Raw genomic sequence first — 15,819 nt, 5'->3', positions numbered from 1 at the left:
CTGGCTTAACAGAGATCATGCGACAAGTGTAAATTGCCAGCGTATACTAGAAGTATTATGTGCAAAAGGAAGTGTCGAGAAATGCAACACCGGATTGCTGTGCTGGCAGATATTCATGGAAACTTGACGGCGCTTAATGCTGTGTTGGCGGATGCGCGTCAGCAAGCCGCGACGGATTATTGGTTCCTCGGTGATCTATTCTTACCCGGCCCGGGTGCCGAAAAGCTCTACCAGACCTTAGCGGACACTGCGCCGTCAGTATGGTTGCAAGGTAATTGGGAACAGGGGATTAATGCGGTCATGACTGGAAACGGGCGACTGGATGATCCTTCACAGATTTATTTTGCACGATTGACCGCGTATCTGGTGACCCATCTGAGCAAATCGCATTACGCTGAATTAGTGCAACGGCCCATTGCGACAACGATGGTCGTGAACGGGTTAACTTTTCAACTGGCCCATAATCAGCCGGAACGCTCGACTGGTCACGACCTGTATCCGGATGAACGCCAGTCTAATTTTGATCACCTAGCTGGTGATGCGGATGTGGCCGTTTACGGCCATACCCACCAACAAATTATGCGGGTGAGTCAGCGGGGCCAGCTCATTATTAATCCCGGGGCGACAGGCCAACCTTATAGTCCATACGCTAAGTTCATGGCTGATCAGCGTGCTCACTATGCAATCTTAACGGTGGATGACGCGGGTCGAATCAGTGTGGATTTTCGAAAAGTTGATTATGATATTAGCCTTGAGTTGACCGTTGCGCGTGAACAACAATTACCATATTTAGACTTATATGAACATCTTCGCCGGACTGGTTTTACGAGTACCCATGACCAAGCCTTATTGGGCAAACTGAACGCTAAGTTTAATTACGCTAATGAGGTACGACGATTTTTTGGCATGCAAGCGTGATAGTTAGTGGTAAGTTAGTGAGTTAACTCTTATAATGATTGAACAGGATACGAGGAGGGTTTTCATGAACTTTGCACCATCAGAATGGTTTGGCTTTAACAAGCGAGCTAGACATGATATGACGTTTACTAAGACTATCAATGGCGAGACCAGTACCAAGCAAGTGTACGGGCACTTTAACGTGTGGGCCCTGTTGTTCACGTGGTTTTATGCGCTGTTCAGTGTGCGGTGTCGAACCCCGTTTTTCTTACTGAAAACGGCGGTGCCATTCTTAGGCATGCTGTCGTTAAATATGGTGACGCAGCTGTTTTTTAGTGACCAAGTTGTCATGAGTATCGGGTTACTAGGCGATATTTGGTATGGTTTTATGTTTGAGACGTGGTTTAGAAATCAGCTGGTTGCAAATGGCTATCAACAAACGGCTTAGTGCGACAGGAATAGATTAGCTTATCAGGCTTCCCAGCAAGACGTGGGGAGCTTTTTTGATTGGGGTCGTTGACAAGTTTCTGGCTGGTAAAGTATCGCAACATAAATAATATCGTTTCTTTACAAACATCTGACTAAACACTTTACATTCCTTAACTATTCTTAAAAGTGCAGTTTGTTTTACGATAAAAAAGATGGAGTGATAATTTTATAATGATAAAGCCGCGTGTTTTAACGACCTTATTAGTTTGTTCAGCAATCTTAACAACGACGGTGACCCCGGCCGTCGCTGCAGTAACCCCGATGGCGACTCCGAGTGAGCAAGTTGCCGAACCAGTTGCCAGCCCGGCAGTTCCAACAGCAACCTTGAGTTTGGCAGTTCAAAATCAACAATTGGTTGATTTAATTGGGCAGACGCAGTGGCAAACCTATGGGCAGCCTGCCGTGACGAAGGACCCTGAATTTAACGACCAAGTGTTGAACTTGGATGGCAAATCAGCGTTTTACACGACCTTCACGGATCAGCAGTTTGCAAAGTTACAGAATGGGATGGCGATCGAGGCGTACTTTAAATATGATCCAGCCGCCGATGCCAATGGTGAACATGAGATCTTTTCTAGCCAACAGGGTGGTGGTTTAGGACTTGGGGTGCAAAACAATCAAGTCGTTTTCTTCGCCCATGATGGTTCCGGCTATAAGACTCCTAAAGGCACCTTACATAAGGGGCAGTGGGTGCATGCGGTTGGTGTGATCGATAAGAATAAGACGGCTAGCTTGTATTTGGATGGCCAGTTAGTCCAACAAGTGGCTATGCCCGGTGATTTAAAGCTGGCACAAGGAACCAAAGACTTTGTGCTGGGTGGTGACGCGGTTCCTGGAAGTCACGTTCAGTCAATGATGACCGGTCAAATTAGACAGGCCCGCTTGTACGATCAGACATTGACGTCCCAACAAGTAAGTCAATTGAACGTTGAAGCACAGGTCGGCAAGCAGCCGGTCGCACCCGTACCAGTCGACCAAACGATTGCGACGAAGCTCGTTGGCCCGAAGCGAATTGCGAGTGGGCACATTTATGGTCTTAATGTACACGCCCGGAAAATTAAAGCTACCGGTGCCGCCCCAATCACCATGGATGTCGTGTATGATGCGGCTAAGTTTGACTATGTCGGTGCAGAACGTCTCTTACAAGGGGGAAAGACGCAGATCCAACTGATTGCGCCTGGCCGTATTCGCCTGACTACGACGGCGAACCTTTCAAAAGCTGAATTTAAAATGTATGCGCAAACGCGGTTAGCGCACCTTAATTTGAAAGCTAAGGCCGCTGGTGAGACGCAGATCAAGTTTGAGCAGCTAACTAAAGATACAACCATTGAACTAGGGCCAGCCCAAACTGTTGAAATTCAAGGTAAGTACGCGCTAGATTACAACGGTGATGGGATTATTGGTGTTGGTGACGTGGCCCTGGCAAACGCAGCCGATAAAGTGGCAGCCGCCAAAGCAGCTGAAATCAAGCCTTATAAACACGTGGTCGTTTTAACGACTGATGGTGGTGGGAACCCCTGGGATCCGAAGGGAATGTACTATGCACAAGGTGCGGAGCAAGGAACTAAGACTCCCGTATGGACAACCAACCCAGAAATCATGAAGAAACGTCGGAATACGTATACGATGGACTTATTCAATAAGCAGTTTGCAATGAGTACGTCAGCGCGGGCCGTTTCACCAGCGATTTCGGCACAAAACTACATTTCCATGTTACATGGTCGGCCATGGGACACGCTACCTAAGGAATATCAAGGGACTAACGCGACCATGGGACAAGAATACTTTGCAGACTTTAACAAACCACAAGCAATGTTCCCATCAGTATTTAAGATGTTACAAGCCGATAATCCAACTCGGGGCGCTGCGGCTTTCTCAGAATGGGGACCAATCGTCAATAGCATCATTGAACCAGATGCCGCGGTGACTACTAAACAGTCAGCTTCGCTGAAATCCTTTGATGATGTGGCTAACTATATCGGCACGCCAGAATTTCAAAGTACTGGGTTAGTCTACATGCAAAGTGATTATATGGACGGTCAGGGACACGGTCACGGCTGGTACAATGACAATTACTGGGATAAGTACGCGCAATATGATGCGCTGTTCAAGCGAGTAATGGATAAGCTTGAAGCAACCGGTCACATTCATGATACGTTAGTCATTGCCAACGCTGATCATGGCGGTTCTGGCAAGAATCATGGTGGTTGGGATGAATATAACCGCAGTATTTTCATGGCGCTCGGTGGCGAAACGGTCGATAATGGCCGCCGTTTGCATGGTGGAAGCAATGCTGATATCAGTGCGCTCATCCTGAATGCTTTGCAAGTCCCACAGACACCACAGATGTTTGACAGTCAGGTCTTTGACTCATCGGCTTTTCTTAAGCAGACTGACCTATCGAAGAAGAAACGTTCAGTTGAAACGTTAAAGCTCAGTCGCAATGATCAGGAAGCAAAAGTTCAATTGACTCATAACCAAAACCGGCAACTGACGGCATTTGATCTGCAATTGGACTTAGCAGGTCGGGAAGTCGCTGACGTTAAGGTTCCAACCGGCGTGCAGATTTTACGGCAGACGGTCGCTAATGGTCAATTAAGATTAACAGTCAGTGCCAGCCAACCCGTGACTGACCTGGTGACGATTAAACTCGTACCAAGTAAGACGCGTGCGGCTAAGACCATCATGTTAAGTCAAGCAATGGCTGCCACTGCCGACGGTACAGAAGTGCTTGTGGATTTGGATAATGATAATCCACTGACGAGTACGGCTAAACCCGACGAAAACGGCAGCACGACGACTAAACCAGATGGCAATGGTACTGCGGTCAAGCCGGATGAAAATGGCAGCACGACAACTAAACCAGATGGCAATGGTACTGCCGTTAAACCGGATGAAAATGGTAGCACGACAACTAAACCAGATGGCAATGGTACTGCCGTTAAACCGGATGAAAATGGTAGCGCGACAACTAAACCAGATGGCAATGGTACTGCCGTTAAACCGGATGAAAATGGCAGCACGACAACTAAACCAGATGGTAACGGTACTGCCGTTAAACCGGATGAAAATGGTAGCAACACGACTAAACCAGGTGGCAATGGTACTACCGTTAAGCCGGACAAAAATGGTAGTAGCACAACTAAACCGAATGGCAACGGGACTGCTGTCAAACCCGACAAGCATGAAACTAGCACCACGGGGAGTGGGACAGTTAATACATCAGGTGCAGACAAAACGAGCACCAACGACAATGGCACTTCAATGACGGCCGGTACAGCTAGTTCGCATGCAAGTACAGTCACGGATCGGGTGACGAGTGGCACGGTATTGCCTGAAACTAGCTCGAGTGCAACTACTAATCATGGCAGTCATTCGACAGGTCATCATGGTAGCGGCTGGTTACCACAGACAGGTGAAGCGGTGCAACGCTGGCTAGCAGTCGCCGGCGGTGTGTTCCTCATGCTGACTGGTGCAATCGCGGTTTGGTGGCGGAAGCGACGCGCCTAGGTAAATATAACTTGGCACGATAATTTTGGAAGTAAGCACGGATGAGGCAGTTTCTGGGAACGGTGTGTTTCTCGAAACTGCCTTTTGTGCACGCTGATCAACGGTGGTGACGTCAGTTGAAGTACCAGAGCGAACCAGGTTGTAATGTCACTCCCTAATAATTAATTTCAAATTATTTAGCCTAATAGTTAGTTTTTGTTGTTATAGTCTAACTAAAGTGCTATGATAAGATTCAATAAAAATAAGGTATAAGATTTTTTCCACAGTTGTTTTTTTGGTAAACTTAATGACTAATAGTCACAGTTAAAGCCCTTGATATAAATAAAGGGGAGTTGGCACACGATATTGACGTACAGTAAGGTAGGGTGAGCGAGGATGAGCTACTTAGAATTAAAAGATATTCACAAGGCCTATTATTTAGGCAAGGAAGCTTTCCCAGTCTTGAATGGGATTAATCTAACTTTTGAACGAGGTGAATTCGTTGCGATTTTAGGGGAATCTGGCGGTGGTAAGTCAACGTTGATGAATATCATTGGTGGCTTGGATCGGCAATTTCAGGGACAAGTGTTATTGCAAGGAACCGCGTTAGATCATCACCAAGAGAAACAGATGGATCAGTATCGGCGTGAAACAGTCGGTTATATTTATCAATCATATAATTTGATCAACCATCTGTCCGTGTTAGACAATGTCCTGATCTCGTTAGATATGACCAAGTTAAATCGGTCAGAACGTGAGCAACGAGCTAAGCAACTGTTAACTCAGGTGGGGTTAGCGGATCAAATTAAAAAGTACCCGAACCAATTATCTGGTGGCCAGAAGCAGCGAGTTGCGATTGCCCGGGCTTTAGCGAGTGATCCGCAGATTATTATCGCGGATGAACCGACTGGCGCATTGGATTCTGAAAATACCACGGAAGTTTTGAAAATTTTGGATCAGATTGCGGCGGAAGGTCGGCTTGTAATTTGTGTGACACATTCGCAGGATGTTGCGAATGCGGGTACTCGAATCGTGCGCTTAGCTGATGGTAAAATCACGGATGACGAGCGGGTGAAACCCGCTTATCCGGTCGATGAAAATCGCCAACAGATTGCGGCACGTAAGTTACCGTGGTATGTGCCACTGAACACGGCGTTTAAACATCTACGCTATACTTGGACTTGGAACTTGATTATTATCATTGGGACAGCGATTGGTTTATTCGCAGTGATGTTGTTTAACGGGTTAGGTAATGGCCTCAAGGGGTATATTAATCAGGAAATCAATGATATGGTCAATCCCCGTGTCGTGACAGTGAGTCGGTATCAAAAATCGAGTCAAAGTCAGCGAGGCGGCAGCCAAGAAGGCAACCAGCAGGCAGCTGCCATGGGAGCGAGTGTGACGACGACCAATCAGCCAACGTTCAGTACGGCCCAACTGAGTAAACTGAAAAAAGTTGCGCATGTTCAGACCGTTCAGCCAATTTTGAGTGCAAGCAACGCGACAATTACAGTTGGTAATAAAGACTACACCGCTTCATCGTTAACAACGTGGACGGCTTCTAACCGGAAGTCGATTATTAAAGCTGGTCACGTGGCTGGTAAGAATGAAATCGTCGTCGATAAGAGTAGTGTGGCGAAGAAATGGTCATCTAAGAATTGGAAGCAATTGGTCGGTAAGAAAGTGACTGTGGCTTTTCAGACAACGAATAAGAGTGGTAAAAGTGTCACGGTTAAACGGCAATTAACGGTTGCTGGGATCACGGACAGCACGACTGGAAGTGGTGTGAACGCCGTGACCTACGCCACTATGAAAAATATGCGGTCAGCAAAGAATTTAAGTACGCAGCCAACTTCAGTTGCGGTGAAAGTTGATTCGCGGGAGCATAATGATGCTGTAACCAAGCAGATTAATAAGCTAAAGATTGATGGCAAACGGGTTTACCGTGCCACCAGTATTGCCAGCATGCTTGATACGGTCAATACGTATGTTAACTTAGCAACCACGATTTTGGCGGCAATCGCTGGAATTTCCCTACTAGTCTCAGCGTTAATGATCATTGTGACCATGTTCATGTCGGTCAGTGCCCGGAAGAAAGAAATCGGAATCTTACGTGCGCTGGGTGAAAGTCGCCGTGATATTCGGCGATTGTTCACGAGTGAATCATTGATCATTGGGGTCATCAGTGCACTACTAGCTACTGGAATTGCTTATGGTATTGGAGCTGCCTTGAATAAGGTCCTCTACCAAATCGCCAGCTACAATATGATTGAGATTCAGGTAAGTAATATTATCTCGACCTTTATCATTGCCCTGGTGATTGCTTTATTAGCAGCCATCTTACCAGCTTGGCGCGCCGCTCGGTTGAATCCAATCGATGCCCTCGCCGCTGATTAAGTAATTGTGAGTCATTAACTAAAATAGTCTGTTAGTAAAACGGTAATGAAGCCCAGAACGGGATTCATTACCGTTTTTTGTGCGTGGGGCCTTTGATGCTAATTTGCTTTACATATGTCGAAATTGACATATAATGAAGACAACTAAATAGAACACACATTGCGCGAGCCAATTTGTCATGAATCGTGATTAAAACGTGCCAAGTTTTTAAGTTCAAAAGCAGCCAGCTATGGACCGCTGGGAAAGTTCGACTCAGCGTAAACTTGTTTAGTTAATTCGTCCTACACCGACCTCCAGGCATTTCTGCCAATTGCCGGAACGTGGTGGGCATTGTCAGAAACACCTTCCAGTCGGGATAGCGTTCGAATGGCTGATAGGGATGTACTCAACTTTTGCTGAATTTGTCGTTGTTTTTCAATCTGACAGTTTTCTCAATCAACTGTCAGATTGAAAAAGTCTTGTGATAACTCACTATTTCTAAATTACCGTAGTAATAATTGAATATTTCGAAAAAGTGGAGAAGGCACTCTGATATTTAACTGAAAGGGTTCAGTATCAAAATAGCCAACGACAAATTGTACCGAGTTCAGTGGCCGTTCATCAGCCATTCGAGCGGCTTCCCGACTGGAGGGGCTGGGTGACAATGCTCAGTAGCCAAATTATTCTTAGCTGGAAGTGGGTTGCTTCCGGCTTAGAATAAGACTCGTATTTGAGATGACGCGGGTTATGCGTTAGCTCAAATCGACGTCGGCTGCGTTCCAGCAATTGTCACCCAGCCCTGGAGGTCGGATTAGGACGCGCACCGGCTGACGAACAACAATCTAAACTTGGCACGTTTTAATCACAGTTGATGCTAAATACTAGCACAACGCGTAAAGAAAAGTGGGTGAAATGATGCATTATGGGGTTTTAGCGTTAACGTTTTTGAGTGTCAATTTGGATTTTTTCTTGATGTTAGTTTTTTTATTGAAGAAGTATCGGTTGTGGCAGGTCTTGTTGGGCTATTTGTTGGGCAATCTTATTCTACTAACGGCAAGCTTCTTTGTGGGTAAAGCACTGACCTTATTTTTGCCAGAATGGTTATTAGGATTCTTGGGTGTGCTGCCGATTTGGCTTGCGTTTCACGACGATGATGATGATACCGCCGATCGGGCTGGTGGGTCGCCGGTGATTAACGTACTAGTTACTTATTTGGCCGTATGTGCTGGTTGTAATTTATCGATCTTTTTACCTGTGCTCGTTGGGGAAAGCATGGTACACTTTGTGATGACTTTAGGATTTATTGGTATATTGACGATGCTTGTCGTGCTTATCATTAACCAGGTGGCGGAAATCAAGGCTGTTCAAAAGCAAATAGCGGCTCATGGTGAACGGTTGATGAAAATTTGTTACGTGGTGATTGGCTTATATGTTTTCTGGGATAGTGGGCTAATTAGCCATTTAATCGCATTCCTATGATTGGTGAGAACGGAGGAATTGGCATGGAGGTCAGCGGGCCACTATTAACTGAGGCGGCTAAAATATACAAAGTATTGAGTAATGTTAATCGGATTAAAATCCTAATTTTTTTAGAACACCATGAAGCGGACGTCACGCAAATCGTTGAACATGTTCATTTGGCGCAGCCATTAGTCTCGCATCAGTTAGCAATTTTGTTTCAGTATCAGTTGGTATCTAAAACGAAGCGGGGGAAGCATGTCTACTATTGTCTAGACGATCCCCATATTTTGGAAATGGTTGATGCCATGATTGGACATGTGGCTCATGAAATTAAACATGAACCGCATCATGATTAATGACGGGAGGAAGTTGTGAAGGTTAAGATAACGAAACGACAGCTTATCAGTGGGGCAGTACTGCTAGCATTACTATTAATTGGACTGTTGATCTATCGCTATCATGGTACTTGGGAGATCATTCAGCATCGGGTATTTGATCAATCAGCACTGGTGGCCCAAGTTCGACGGCACCGCGCGATTGATATTTTATTAGTAGTTCCCTTATTGATTTGCTTTTCAATTATTCCAGGTGCCCCCGTGGCGACGATCAGTGTCGTTGCTGGCATCTGTTTCGGCAAAGGGCTTGGGGCAGTGTTAAATATTATTGGCATTACGCTGGGCAACTTGATTGCACAACGCTTTTTCGGACGGGTAACGGCTCGACGTGATCAACAGCCGTCAAAACTCGTGACGGCCATTGGTAAGATGCGGCACCCCTTATTAGGAATCGTGATTGGGTATACGATACCGTTTATTCCAACGTCATTAGTTAGTTTAGCGGCCATTGAAACGGCGGTGACACCCCGGCAGCTAGCCGCAGCAACGCTACTGGGCAGCATGCCCACGGCGATTATCTATGCTTGGGGTGGCGATGAACTGATTAAAGCGCACTTCAAGAATGCGTTGATGTTGGTTGGACTCTTGGTGCTCTTATTGGGGTTGTTGTGGTTGATACACCATGATCGTCAACGAGCAGTTGATTTGGATCATTAATAATTGAAATTATAAGCGGCGGGCACGCCTTCTTAATCATTGACTAAGAGGGTGTGCCCGCCGCTTTGCCCGTAGCCGTTATGATGCAACTGGCTGGGTATGCTTGAATTGATTGATTTGAGTTGTGGTCAGTGTAACTGTCTTATATGGTAAGAAATGTTCAGACAGTTCTGAGCCTGGATCGGCCTGAAAGATCTCGACCGTGTCGTCAGCTAAGTCTAGCTGATAGACACGCTGCGCATGCGGGCTGTCAACATAAATAGCGGTAGCGGTGAAGGGCCGCCAGGTAAAATTAGTCGCCGGTAATAAGTGCCATTGTTCTAATGCGTCGTAGGTTTCGTTTGGTGTCATAATCGAATCCCCCTTCAGTGACTATTATAGTATGTTTAGGTTAATAGTCAAATAATGTTTTGTTAACCTAAAACCCCCGTTTTCACATTGAAAACGGGGGTTTTGAGGTTATTTTAATTGATTTAACGAATAACTAAAACTGAAATCGGTGCGTATTTTGCCATATAAGCAGCTTGGCTACCAAAGTGTTTGGCAATCCCCTTTTTGGCTAGGGAGCCAATAATGAGTAAGTCCGGTTGAACGTGGGGGATGACTTCCTTAACGATGGTCTCACCAGGTTCGCCTTCCGCAATCATTGCGTGGACTTTGGTAACGCCAGCAGCTTGGGCTTGCTTTTGATATTTCAATATATGCTGTTCAAGTTCTTGGCGTTCCCCATGAATGTAGTCTTTACTGAGCGCTTGATAGACGTTCATTTCATCATTTTCAAGAATCGAGATAATGACCAGTTCGGCACCATCTTGCTTCGCTTGGTGGATTGCATAGTCAAAAGCAAGTAAAGCATCGGCAGAATCATCAACACCAACGAGAATCCGGTTGAATTTAGTCGCCATTATTTGTTGGCCTCCTTTGCTGCTGCAGCAAGTTGCTGTTCAACGTAACGTTTGTTACCGCGTTGTAGGTCGAAGACGGTCCAGACAAGTAGGGCTAAGATAGCGGCAATCAAAAGGTAGGCTAGAATTTTAGAAAAAGTCTGTTCGCCAGCTGAAGGATTATCGCCAAAGAAGCCTAAGATTGAATCTGGTAGACCGAGTAAGTTTAAGAAAGTCAAACCGATGACGGATAACCAACCTAAACCTTTGATCCAAAGTGAGTTTTTGAATCGTTTGCCCATTTCTGCCGCGCTGTCAGTCATCATTAATAGTGGCAACATGGAGAATGGAAGGGCGAAAGCCAGAAAGACTTGTGAGTTATTCATCAGATTATTCAATGCAGTATGCTCGTCGATTGCACTCTTACCACTAGTTAATAGCACGCAAATGAGGACGGGAATAACGGAGATCAACCGGGTCACTAACCGCCGTAACCAGAGTGGCATCCGCATGTGGACGAACCCTTCCATGATGACTTGCCCAGTTAACGTACCGGTAATTGTGGAGTTTTGCCCAGAAGCCAGTAACGCGATGGCGAAGAGGGCTGAGAGCGCCCCAGATTTAGCAACACTGATTAAAATACCATTGCTTAACATTGATGTATTGGATAATGCTTCATAAAGACCGAAGAATGAAGGATCTTTAACAGCGCCACTCTTAAAGACGGCAACGCCCATAATCAATAATAGTGAATTAACCACGAAAGCGAATGAAAGTTGGATATTGGAATCCCAAGCAGCGAATTTAACGGTCCGCGCGACATCTTCCTCATCGTTGTGGTCAATCTTCCGCGTTTGTGAGATGGCTGAATGTAAGTACAAATTGTGTGGCATGACGGTGGCACCGATAATCCCTAAAGCACCAGAAAGTGGCGTCATACCGTTTACTGAACGACTTGTCGAGAAAGTGTCAGCGGTTGGGACTAGGCCCTTGATCACACCGCCCCAATCAGGGTTGGACAGTGCGACTTGATAAACGAATACGAATAAGATAACTAAAATCAAACAAACCACGATGGCTTCGATTTTCCGAAAACCGATTTTGGTCAATAATAGCAAAACTAAAACGTCAAGCACGGTAATAAACACCGCAATGACTAACGGAATGTTGAATAATAAATAGAGGGCAATCGCAGCACCGATAACTTCGGCAATGTCGGTCGCCATGATGGCTAATTCGGTTAAAATCCACAAGACGATTCCGAGTGATTTACTCGTCCGCGCCCGAATCGCTTGGGCCAGATCCATCTGACTCACGATACCAAGTTTAGCCGCCATGTATTGTAGTAGCATCGCAATCAAACTTGATATCAAGATGACAGACATTAGCATGTATTGGTAGTTTTGACCACCGGTGATGGAAGTTGACCAGTTACCGGGATCCATGTAACCTACCGCAACTAAGGCACCAGGACCTGAATACGCAAAGAGGGTTTTCCAGAAGTTCAGATTCTTGGGAACCTCGATGGTACCGTTAATTTCCTCTAGTGAGGGGCCGTTAGCATATTCAATCAATTTATGCTTCCGGTTTGGGGTGTTCGTCTTTTCGCTCAATTAAAAGACCACCTTTCTATATCTCTAAATCTTTGAGCCGTTGTCATTGTACAATAAATAAAAGTAAATGGAAATACTTTTTTAGGTATGCCTACAAAATAATTAAAACAGTTTGATATAAAACATTCTAATTGATAATAATATTTTTAACTTACTAAGCAGTCAACCAAGCAGACTAAAACGCTATGACGGAAATCATTGTCGTAGCGTTTTGGTTCGCGATTCTCAAAAAATACAACACGCGCAAATCGCCGGCTTCATCGACTTGCTTAGAAACTTATCTTGCCGAACAATCACCCGTCGCGTACGATGTGCTTGGAGGTGTGAAAATGAATTTTTTAGATAATTTAAAAATTATTCGGCAACAAAAGAAGATGACTCAAACTGACATCGCGACACAATTACACGTTTCACGACAGACGATTTCAAGCTGGGAGAATGGTCGAAGCTATCCAGATATTGGCATGTTGGTGCAAATTAGTATGGCGTATGATTTTTCAGTCGATCAACTATTGAAGGGAGATTTAGGGATGTTAAAACACTACGAGGCTCAGTCGGCAAATAATCGGCGGCAGCAGCGCTTGGTGGCAATCAGTTATGACTTAGTCGTTGGCCTACTATTTTTAAGCTATTTGCACTATTTTTTGCATTGGAACGACGGCATCGTGACGATGGTCATTAATGGTGGGTTGATTGTGATGACCACGACGTTGATTATGAATTATAATTATTTTGATGATTGGGCAACCACTAAACGCCAGGCGTGGCAATTAGTGGGGGTTATTACGATGTTGGCGGTTTTAAATATCGCGTTGGTGTGGCCACAACTAGCTAGTCAGATCCCATCAACCCAGTTCTTAAATCAACATGCTGGTGCATATTTAGCGGGGAATGTGAGCGGAAAATTAGTTGGTGACTTCTTGCATCTCTTTATTTGGACAGCGGCGGCCGTGATGGCGATTGAAATTCCGCTCAATCGGGCGAGAAAGACTTCAGATTAGGCGTTCAGGTTGTGGATGGTGTTATTAAATGCTGCGACCACTATTTAGCAGCAATCGAGTCACGCTCAACGATCATTTTGGCACCTATGATAATGATGAGTTATCGGCTACGGCAAGCCGTTTTTAATTCATGATTGTCGCAGATTTTGGTTATTCGTTGATGTGCAACGGCCCCATGATGATGCCAACTAGCTGCAGAATTAGCTGATGTGGACAGTTAAAGCTGGTTGGCGTTTTGTGTATGTGAATTATTGGGGTAAAACTGAATAGTTGCCATCGCCAATAGTTAACTGCTGTGCTAAGATTAAGTTGTGTTATTTTTACTCATAAAAATGAAGATACAACTTAAACAGAATTCTTTCACAATAATCATGTTTAAGTGAAGAAAGTCAGGTGTAGTAACCATGAGTAAGCCAGATTCGATTAAAGTTGATCAAAATGAGGAAACGGTTACTGAAATTTTAGAGCCAGCAGCAGAATTAGATAAAAAAATTATTTCACCCGTTAAAGAAACCCGTAATCAGGCGATTCGCTATATCTTGTGGGGATTGATCAGTGTTGCGGTCAACTTTGCAACTTTCTATACGATGTACCACCTAATCGGACTCGAATACCAGGTCGCTAATGTTATTTCCTGGGTCATTGCCGTTCAAGTCGCGTTCTGGGTGGACCGCTTGAAAGTGTTCGACCATCATTCACACCACGTTTATCGTGAAATGGGTAAGTTCTATGCGACCCGGATAGTGACGTACGTCGTTGAAGCGATTATTTTATGGTTGTTGATGTCAGTATTGGGGAGCTCGGCGGTACTAGCCAAGATTCTTGGGCAGGCCGGCGCCATCATTGGGAACTTCTTGTTCTCGAAACTGTATGTTTTTCGAAATAAGTAGCCACATCAAGACGGGAATGAAAATTCACGTCTTTTTTTGTTCAGTGGGGTGCCGCGGTTGTTAGAATGACGAGTAGGTGTGTGAAAGCGGATTAAGATTACAAGTAGATTGCGGTAATCCTAAATATTCTTAATGATTCACTAAGAGCTATGTTTAAGTGGGGTGTCATGTGGTTTAATAAACTTAAATTATTGCTTGTCACCATGTTAAAAAATTAAGAGGAGCGCACAGCATGCTAAAAAATCTAATGCGCGGAATCAAAGCGCTGTGTCTAATCGGCCTCGTGTTATTTGGGTGGCGCAACTATGATACGCTTGCCCCGCGCGCGGCAGCTTTATATCAGACGAGTCGTCAGAATCTAGCGGCTGCCTTGTCGGGTGACTTATCTAGTCATTTGTTGGGTGCTGATGATACTAGCAGTGCTACCGAAGATTCGGCGACTAACTCAAGTAAGCAATCATCAAGTCAGCAGACGGATAAGACTGCGAGTGCCAGTTCGGTCACTAGCTCGAGTTCGCAAGCAACTAGTTCAACAACGCAAGCAACACCGATTGAATCGATCGTGCAGAACGCCACTTTAAAGAAGACGTATTATTATTCCTTCGATCATAATGTTCCCAAAGCGGCCCGGCAGGTCTTTCTTGAAGCTGTCGCGACTTATAACCAGACTGGGTTAGTCCATCTGGTAGCTGGTCAAGCCAGCGGGTCACAAAATTCAGTGACTTTTTCGATGTATCATAAAAAAATGACGACTGGTGCGACCAGTGTTGAACTTGGTCATGGTGGCCCTGATATTACTAAGCAAATTAGCTGGCGAGGTATCCAATATTGGAATAACGCGACGGCTAGTCTTAACGGCTCATACGCCTCAGCTTTCAGTAAATCGGTCGCAGTTCATGAGTTAGGTCATGCGTTAGGGTTGGATCACAGTTCATCGACTGAATCCGTGATGTACCCGGTTTCACAAGGTAAGAGCACGTTGTCAAGTGCTGATATTGCGGCCCTGGAAACAATTTATCAAAAGAATGCGTAATTTATTTTCGTAATACCAAACAAAATTTAACCACTTTTCAAATTTTGACCTATAATCAAGGTGTATCAAAAATTAGAAAGGAAGTTGTTTTAGTATGGCTGCAGCAGTTGAAATGAACAGTATGTTAGACGAAAAGATGACGGACGTGTTTGATTGGAGCGACTCTAAGTTACCCGTACGGGATGCGATTTGGAATCACTTTATGGACGCTGATAGTCATGATACTGACAAGACGGCTGACGAAGTAGCGCCTTATATGAGTATGGACGAAGCTAAGCTCAAGAGCGAAGTTGAAAAACTCTTAAAGGCTTAACTAGAATAACGACCATGACGGCCTAATTTTTGAATGGGAACTGATTGCCAGTTTAGTAATCAGTTCTTTTTTTATGCTTTTAATCCGGCTGAATAAGCTGGTTGGTCAGGGGGGCCTCTCAACCGAAGCTAATCAAGACCAAAAATAATTTTTTTGAATTACTGTCGACACTATGAGCCCGTAGTGGTTTACCTTTTAATTAATGGCAGATTGTAAAATTTAAGTTGAACATTTAAGTGGACAGAAAAACCCATCAAGGTCTTTAATGGTGTTACCACACAATCCATTAGAAAGAAGGACCTTGATGAGCACCACTATTTT

The 15,819-nt window shown here is 44.8% G+C and carries 14 protein-coding genes; 11 read left to right on the top strand and 3 right to left on the bottom strand.

What is annotated here, in order from left to right:
- Positions 1–81 precede the first annotated feature (81 nt).
- The 7 genes from MZO41_RS11605 (at position 82) to MZO41_RS11575 (ending at position 9,764) form a co-directional block, all read left to right on the top strand.
- A complete protein-coding gene (locus tag MZO41_RS11605; protein ID WP_003642262.1) occupies positions 82–918 on the top strand; it encodes a metallophosphoesterase family protein in 837 nt (278 codons plus the stop codon).
- A gap of 64 nt (positions 919–982) precedes the next feature.
- A complete protein-coding gene (locus MZO41_RS11600; RefSeq protein ID WP_003643357.1) occupies positions 983–1,345 on the top strand; it encodes a hypothetical protein in 363 nt (120 codons plus the stop codon).
- Between the two features lie 212 nt (positions 1,346–1,557).
- Positions 1,558–4,896, top strand: coding sequence for an alkaline phosphatase family protein (locus MZO41_RS11595; protein WP_013355909.1), 3,339 nt, complete (start codon positions 1,558–1,560; stop codon positions 4,894–4,896).
- A 375-nt stretch (positions 4,897–5,271) separates the two neighbouring features.
- Positions 5,272–7,272, top strand: coding sequence for an ABC transporter ATP-binding protein/permease (locus MZO41_RS11590; protein ID WP_003642259.1), 2,001 nt, complete (start codon positions 5,272–5,274; stop codon positions 7,270–7,272).
- 891 nt (positions 7,273–8,163) lie between these two features.
- Entirely contained in the window at positions 8,164–8,730 is a 567-nt protein-coding gene (locus tag MZO41_RS11585; protein ID WP_003643355.1) for a cadmium resistance transporter, read from the top strand.
- A gap of 23 nt (positions 8,731–8,753) precedes the next feature.
- Positions 8,754–9,068: an ArsR/SmtB family transcription factor gene (locus MZO41_RS11580; protein WP_003643354.1), complete on the top strand. Its 315-nt coding sequence runs from the start codon at positions 8,754–8,756 to the stop codon at positions 9,066–9,068.
- 15 nt (positions 9,069–9,083) lie between these two features.
- Positions 9,084–9,764: a TVP38/TMEM64 family protein gene (locus MZO41_RS11575; protein ID WP_003642256.1), complete on the top strand. Its 681-nt coding sequence runs from the start codon at positions 9,084–9,086 to the stop codon at positions 9,762–9,764.
- Between the two features lie 78 nt (positions 9,765–9,842).
- Here the strand turns inward: MZO41_RS11575 and MZO41_RS11570 are convergent, their stop codons facing one another.
- The 3 genes from MZO41_RS11570 to MZO41_RS11560 form a co-directional block, all read right to left on the bottom strand.
- A complete protein-coding gene (locus MZO41_RS11570) occupies positions 9,843–10,115 on the bottom strand; it encodes a hypothetical protein (RefSeq protein WP_003643353.1) in 273 nt (90 codons plus the stop codon).
- Between the two features lie 122 nt (positions 10,116–10,237).
- Positions 10,238–10,669, bottom strand: coding sequence for a universal stress protein (locus MZO41_RS11565; protein ID WP_003642254.1), 432 nt, complete (start codon positions 10,667–10,669; stop codon positions 10,238–10,240).
- The gene (locus MZO41_RS11560; RefSeq protein ID WP_003642253.1) at positions 10,669–12,261 is read right to left on the bottom strand and encodes an Nramp family divalent metal transporter; all 1,593 of its coding nucleotides are present in this window, start codon (positions 12,259–12,261) and stop codon (positions 10,669–10,671) included. Before MZO41_RS11560 ends, MZO41_RS11565 begins: the two co-directional genes overlap by 1 nt.
- Positions 12,262–12,590: 329 nt before the next feature.
- Between MZO41_RS11560 and MZO41_RS11555 the strand changes: the two genes are divergently transcribed.
- The 4 genes from MZO41_RS11555 (at position 12,591) to MZO41_RS11540 (ending at position 15,498) form a co-directional block, all read left to right on the top strand.
- Entirely contained in the window at positions 12,591–13,262 is a 672-nt protein-coding gene (locus MZO41_RS11555) for a helix-turn-helix domain-containing protein (RefSeq protein ID WP_013355907.1), read from the top strand.
- Positions 13,263–13,666: 404 nt separating this feature from the next.
- Positions 13,667–14,152 carry a GtrA family protein gene (locus tag MZO41_RS11550; protein ID WP_003642250.1) on the top strand — a complete coding sequence of 162 codons (486 nt, stop codon included), beginning with the start codon at positions 13,667–13,669 and terminating at the stop codon, positions 14,150–14,152.
- Between the two features lie 232 nt (positions 14,153–14,384).
- Positions 14,385–15,185, top strand: a complete 801-nt coding sequence (locus tag MZO41_RS11545; protein ID WP_252129685.1) for a matrixin family metalloprotease — start codon at positions 14,385–14,387, stop codon at positions 15,183–15,185.
- 94 nt (positions 15,186–15,279) lie between these two features.
- Positions 15,280–15,498: a P8 family protein gene (locus MZO41_RS11540; RefSeq protein ID WP_003642248.1), complete on the top strand. Its 219-nt coding sequence runs from the start codon at positions 15,280–15,282 to the stop codon at positions 15,496–15,498.
- The last annotated feature ends 321 nt before the right edge of the window (positions 15,499–15,819 follow it).

It is taken from the genome of Lactiplantibacillus sp. C232, assembly GCF_023806725.1.
GTDB classification, from domain to species: Bacteria; Bacillota; Bacilli; order Lactobacillales; family Lactobacillaceae; genus Lactiplantibacillus; species Lactiplantibacillus plantarum.
This window is presented reverse-complemented; position numbering and strand designations above follow the sequence as displayed.

Coding starts and splice junctions, on each gene's coding strand:
- MZO41_RS11605 (WP_003642262.1), top strand. CDS start 82: ATGCAACACCGGATTGCTGTGCTGGCAGATATTCATGGAAACTTGACG.
- MZO41_RS11600 (WP_003643357.1), top strand. CDS start 983: ATGAACTTTGCACCATCAGAATGGTTTGGCTTTAACAAGCGAGCTAGA.
- MZO41_RS11595 (WP_013355909.1), top strand. CDS start 1,558: ATGATAAAGCCGCGTGTTTTAACGACCTTATTAGTTTGTTCAGCAATC.
- MZO41_RS11590 (WP_003642259.1), top strand. CDS start 5,272: ATGAGCTACTTAGAATTAAAAGATATTCACAAGGCCTATTATTTAGGC.
- MZO41_RS11585 (WP_003643355.1), top strand. CDS start 8,164: ATGATGCATTATGGGGTTTTAGCGTTAACGTTTTTGAGTGTCAATTTG.
- MZO41_RS11580 (WP_003643354.1), top strand. CDS start 8,754: ATGGAGGTCAGCGGGCCACTATTAACTGAGGCGGCTAAAATATACAAA.
- MZO41_RS11570 (WP_003643353.1), bottom strand. CDS start 10,115: ATGACACCAAACGAAACCTACGACGCATTAGAACAATGGCACTTATTA.
- MZO41_RS11565 (WP_003642254.1), bottom strand. CDS start 10,669: ATGGCGACTAAATTCAACCGGATTCTCGTTGGTGTTGATGATTCTGCC.
- MZO41_RS11555 (WP_013355907.1), top strand. CDS start 12,591: ATGAATTTTTTAGATAATTTAAAAATTATTCGGCAACAAAAGAAGATG.
- MZO41_RS11550 (WP_003642250.1), top strand. CDS start 13,667: ATGAGTAAGCCAGATTCGATTAAAGTTGATCAAAATGAGGAAACGGTT.
- MZO41_RS11545 (WP_252129685.1), top strand. CDS start 14,385: ATGCTAAAAAATCTAATGCGCGGAATCAAAGCGCTGTGTCTAATCGGC.
- MZO41_RS11540 (WP_003642248.1), top strand. CDS start 15,280: ATGGCTGCAGCAGTTGAAATGAACAGTATGTTAGACGAAAAGATGACG.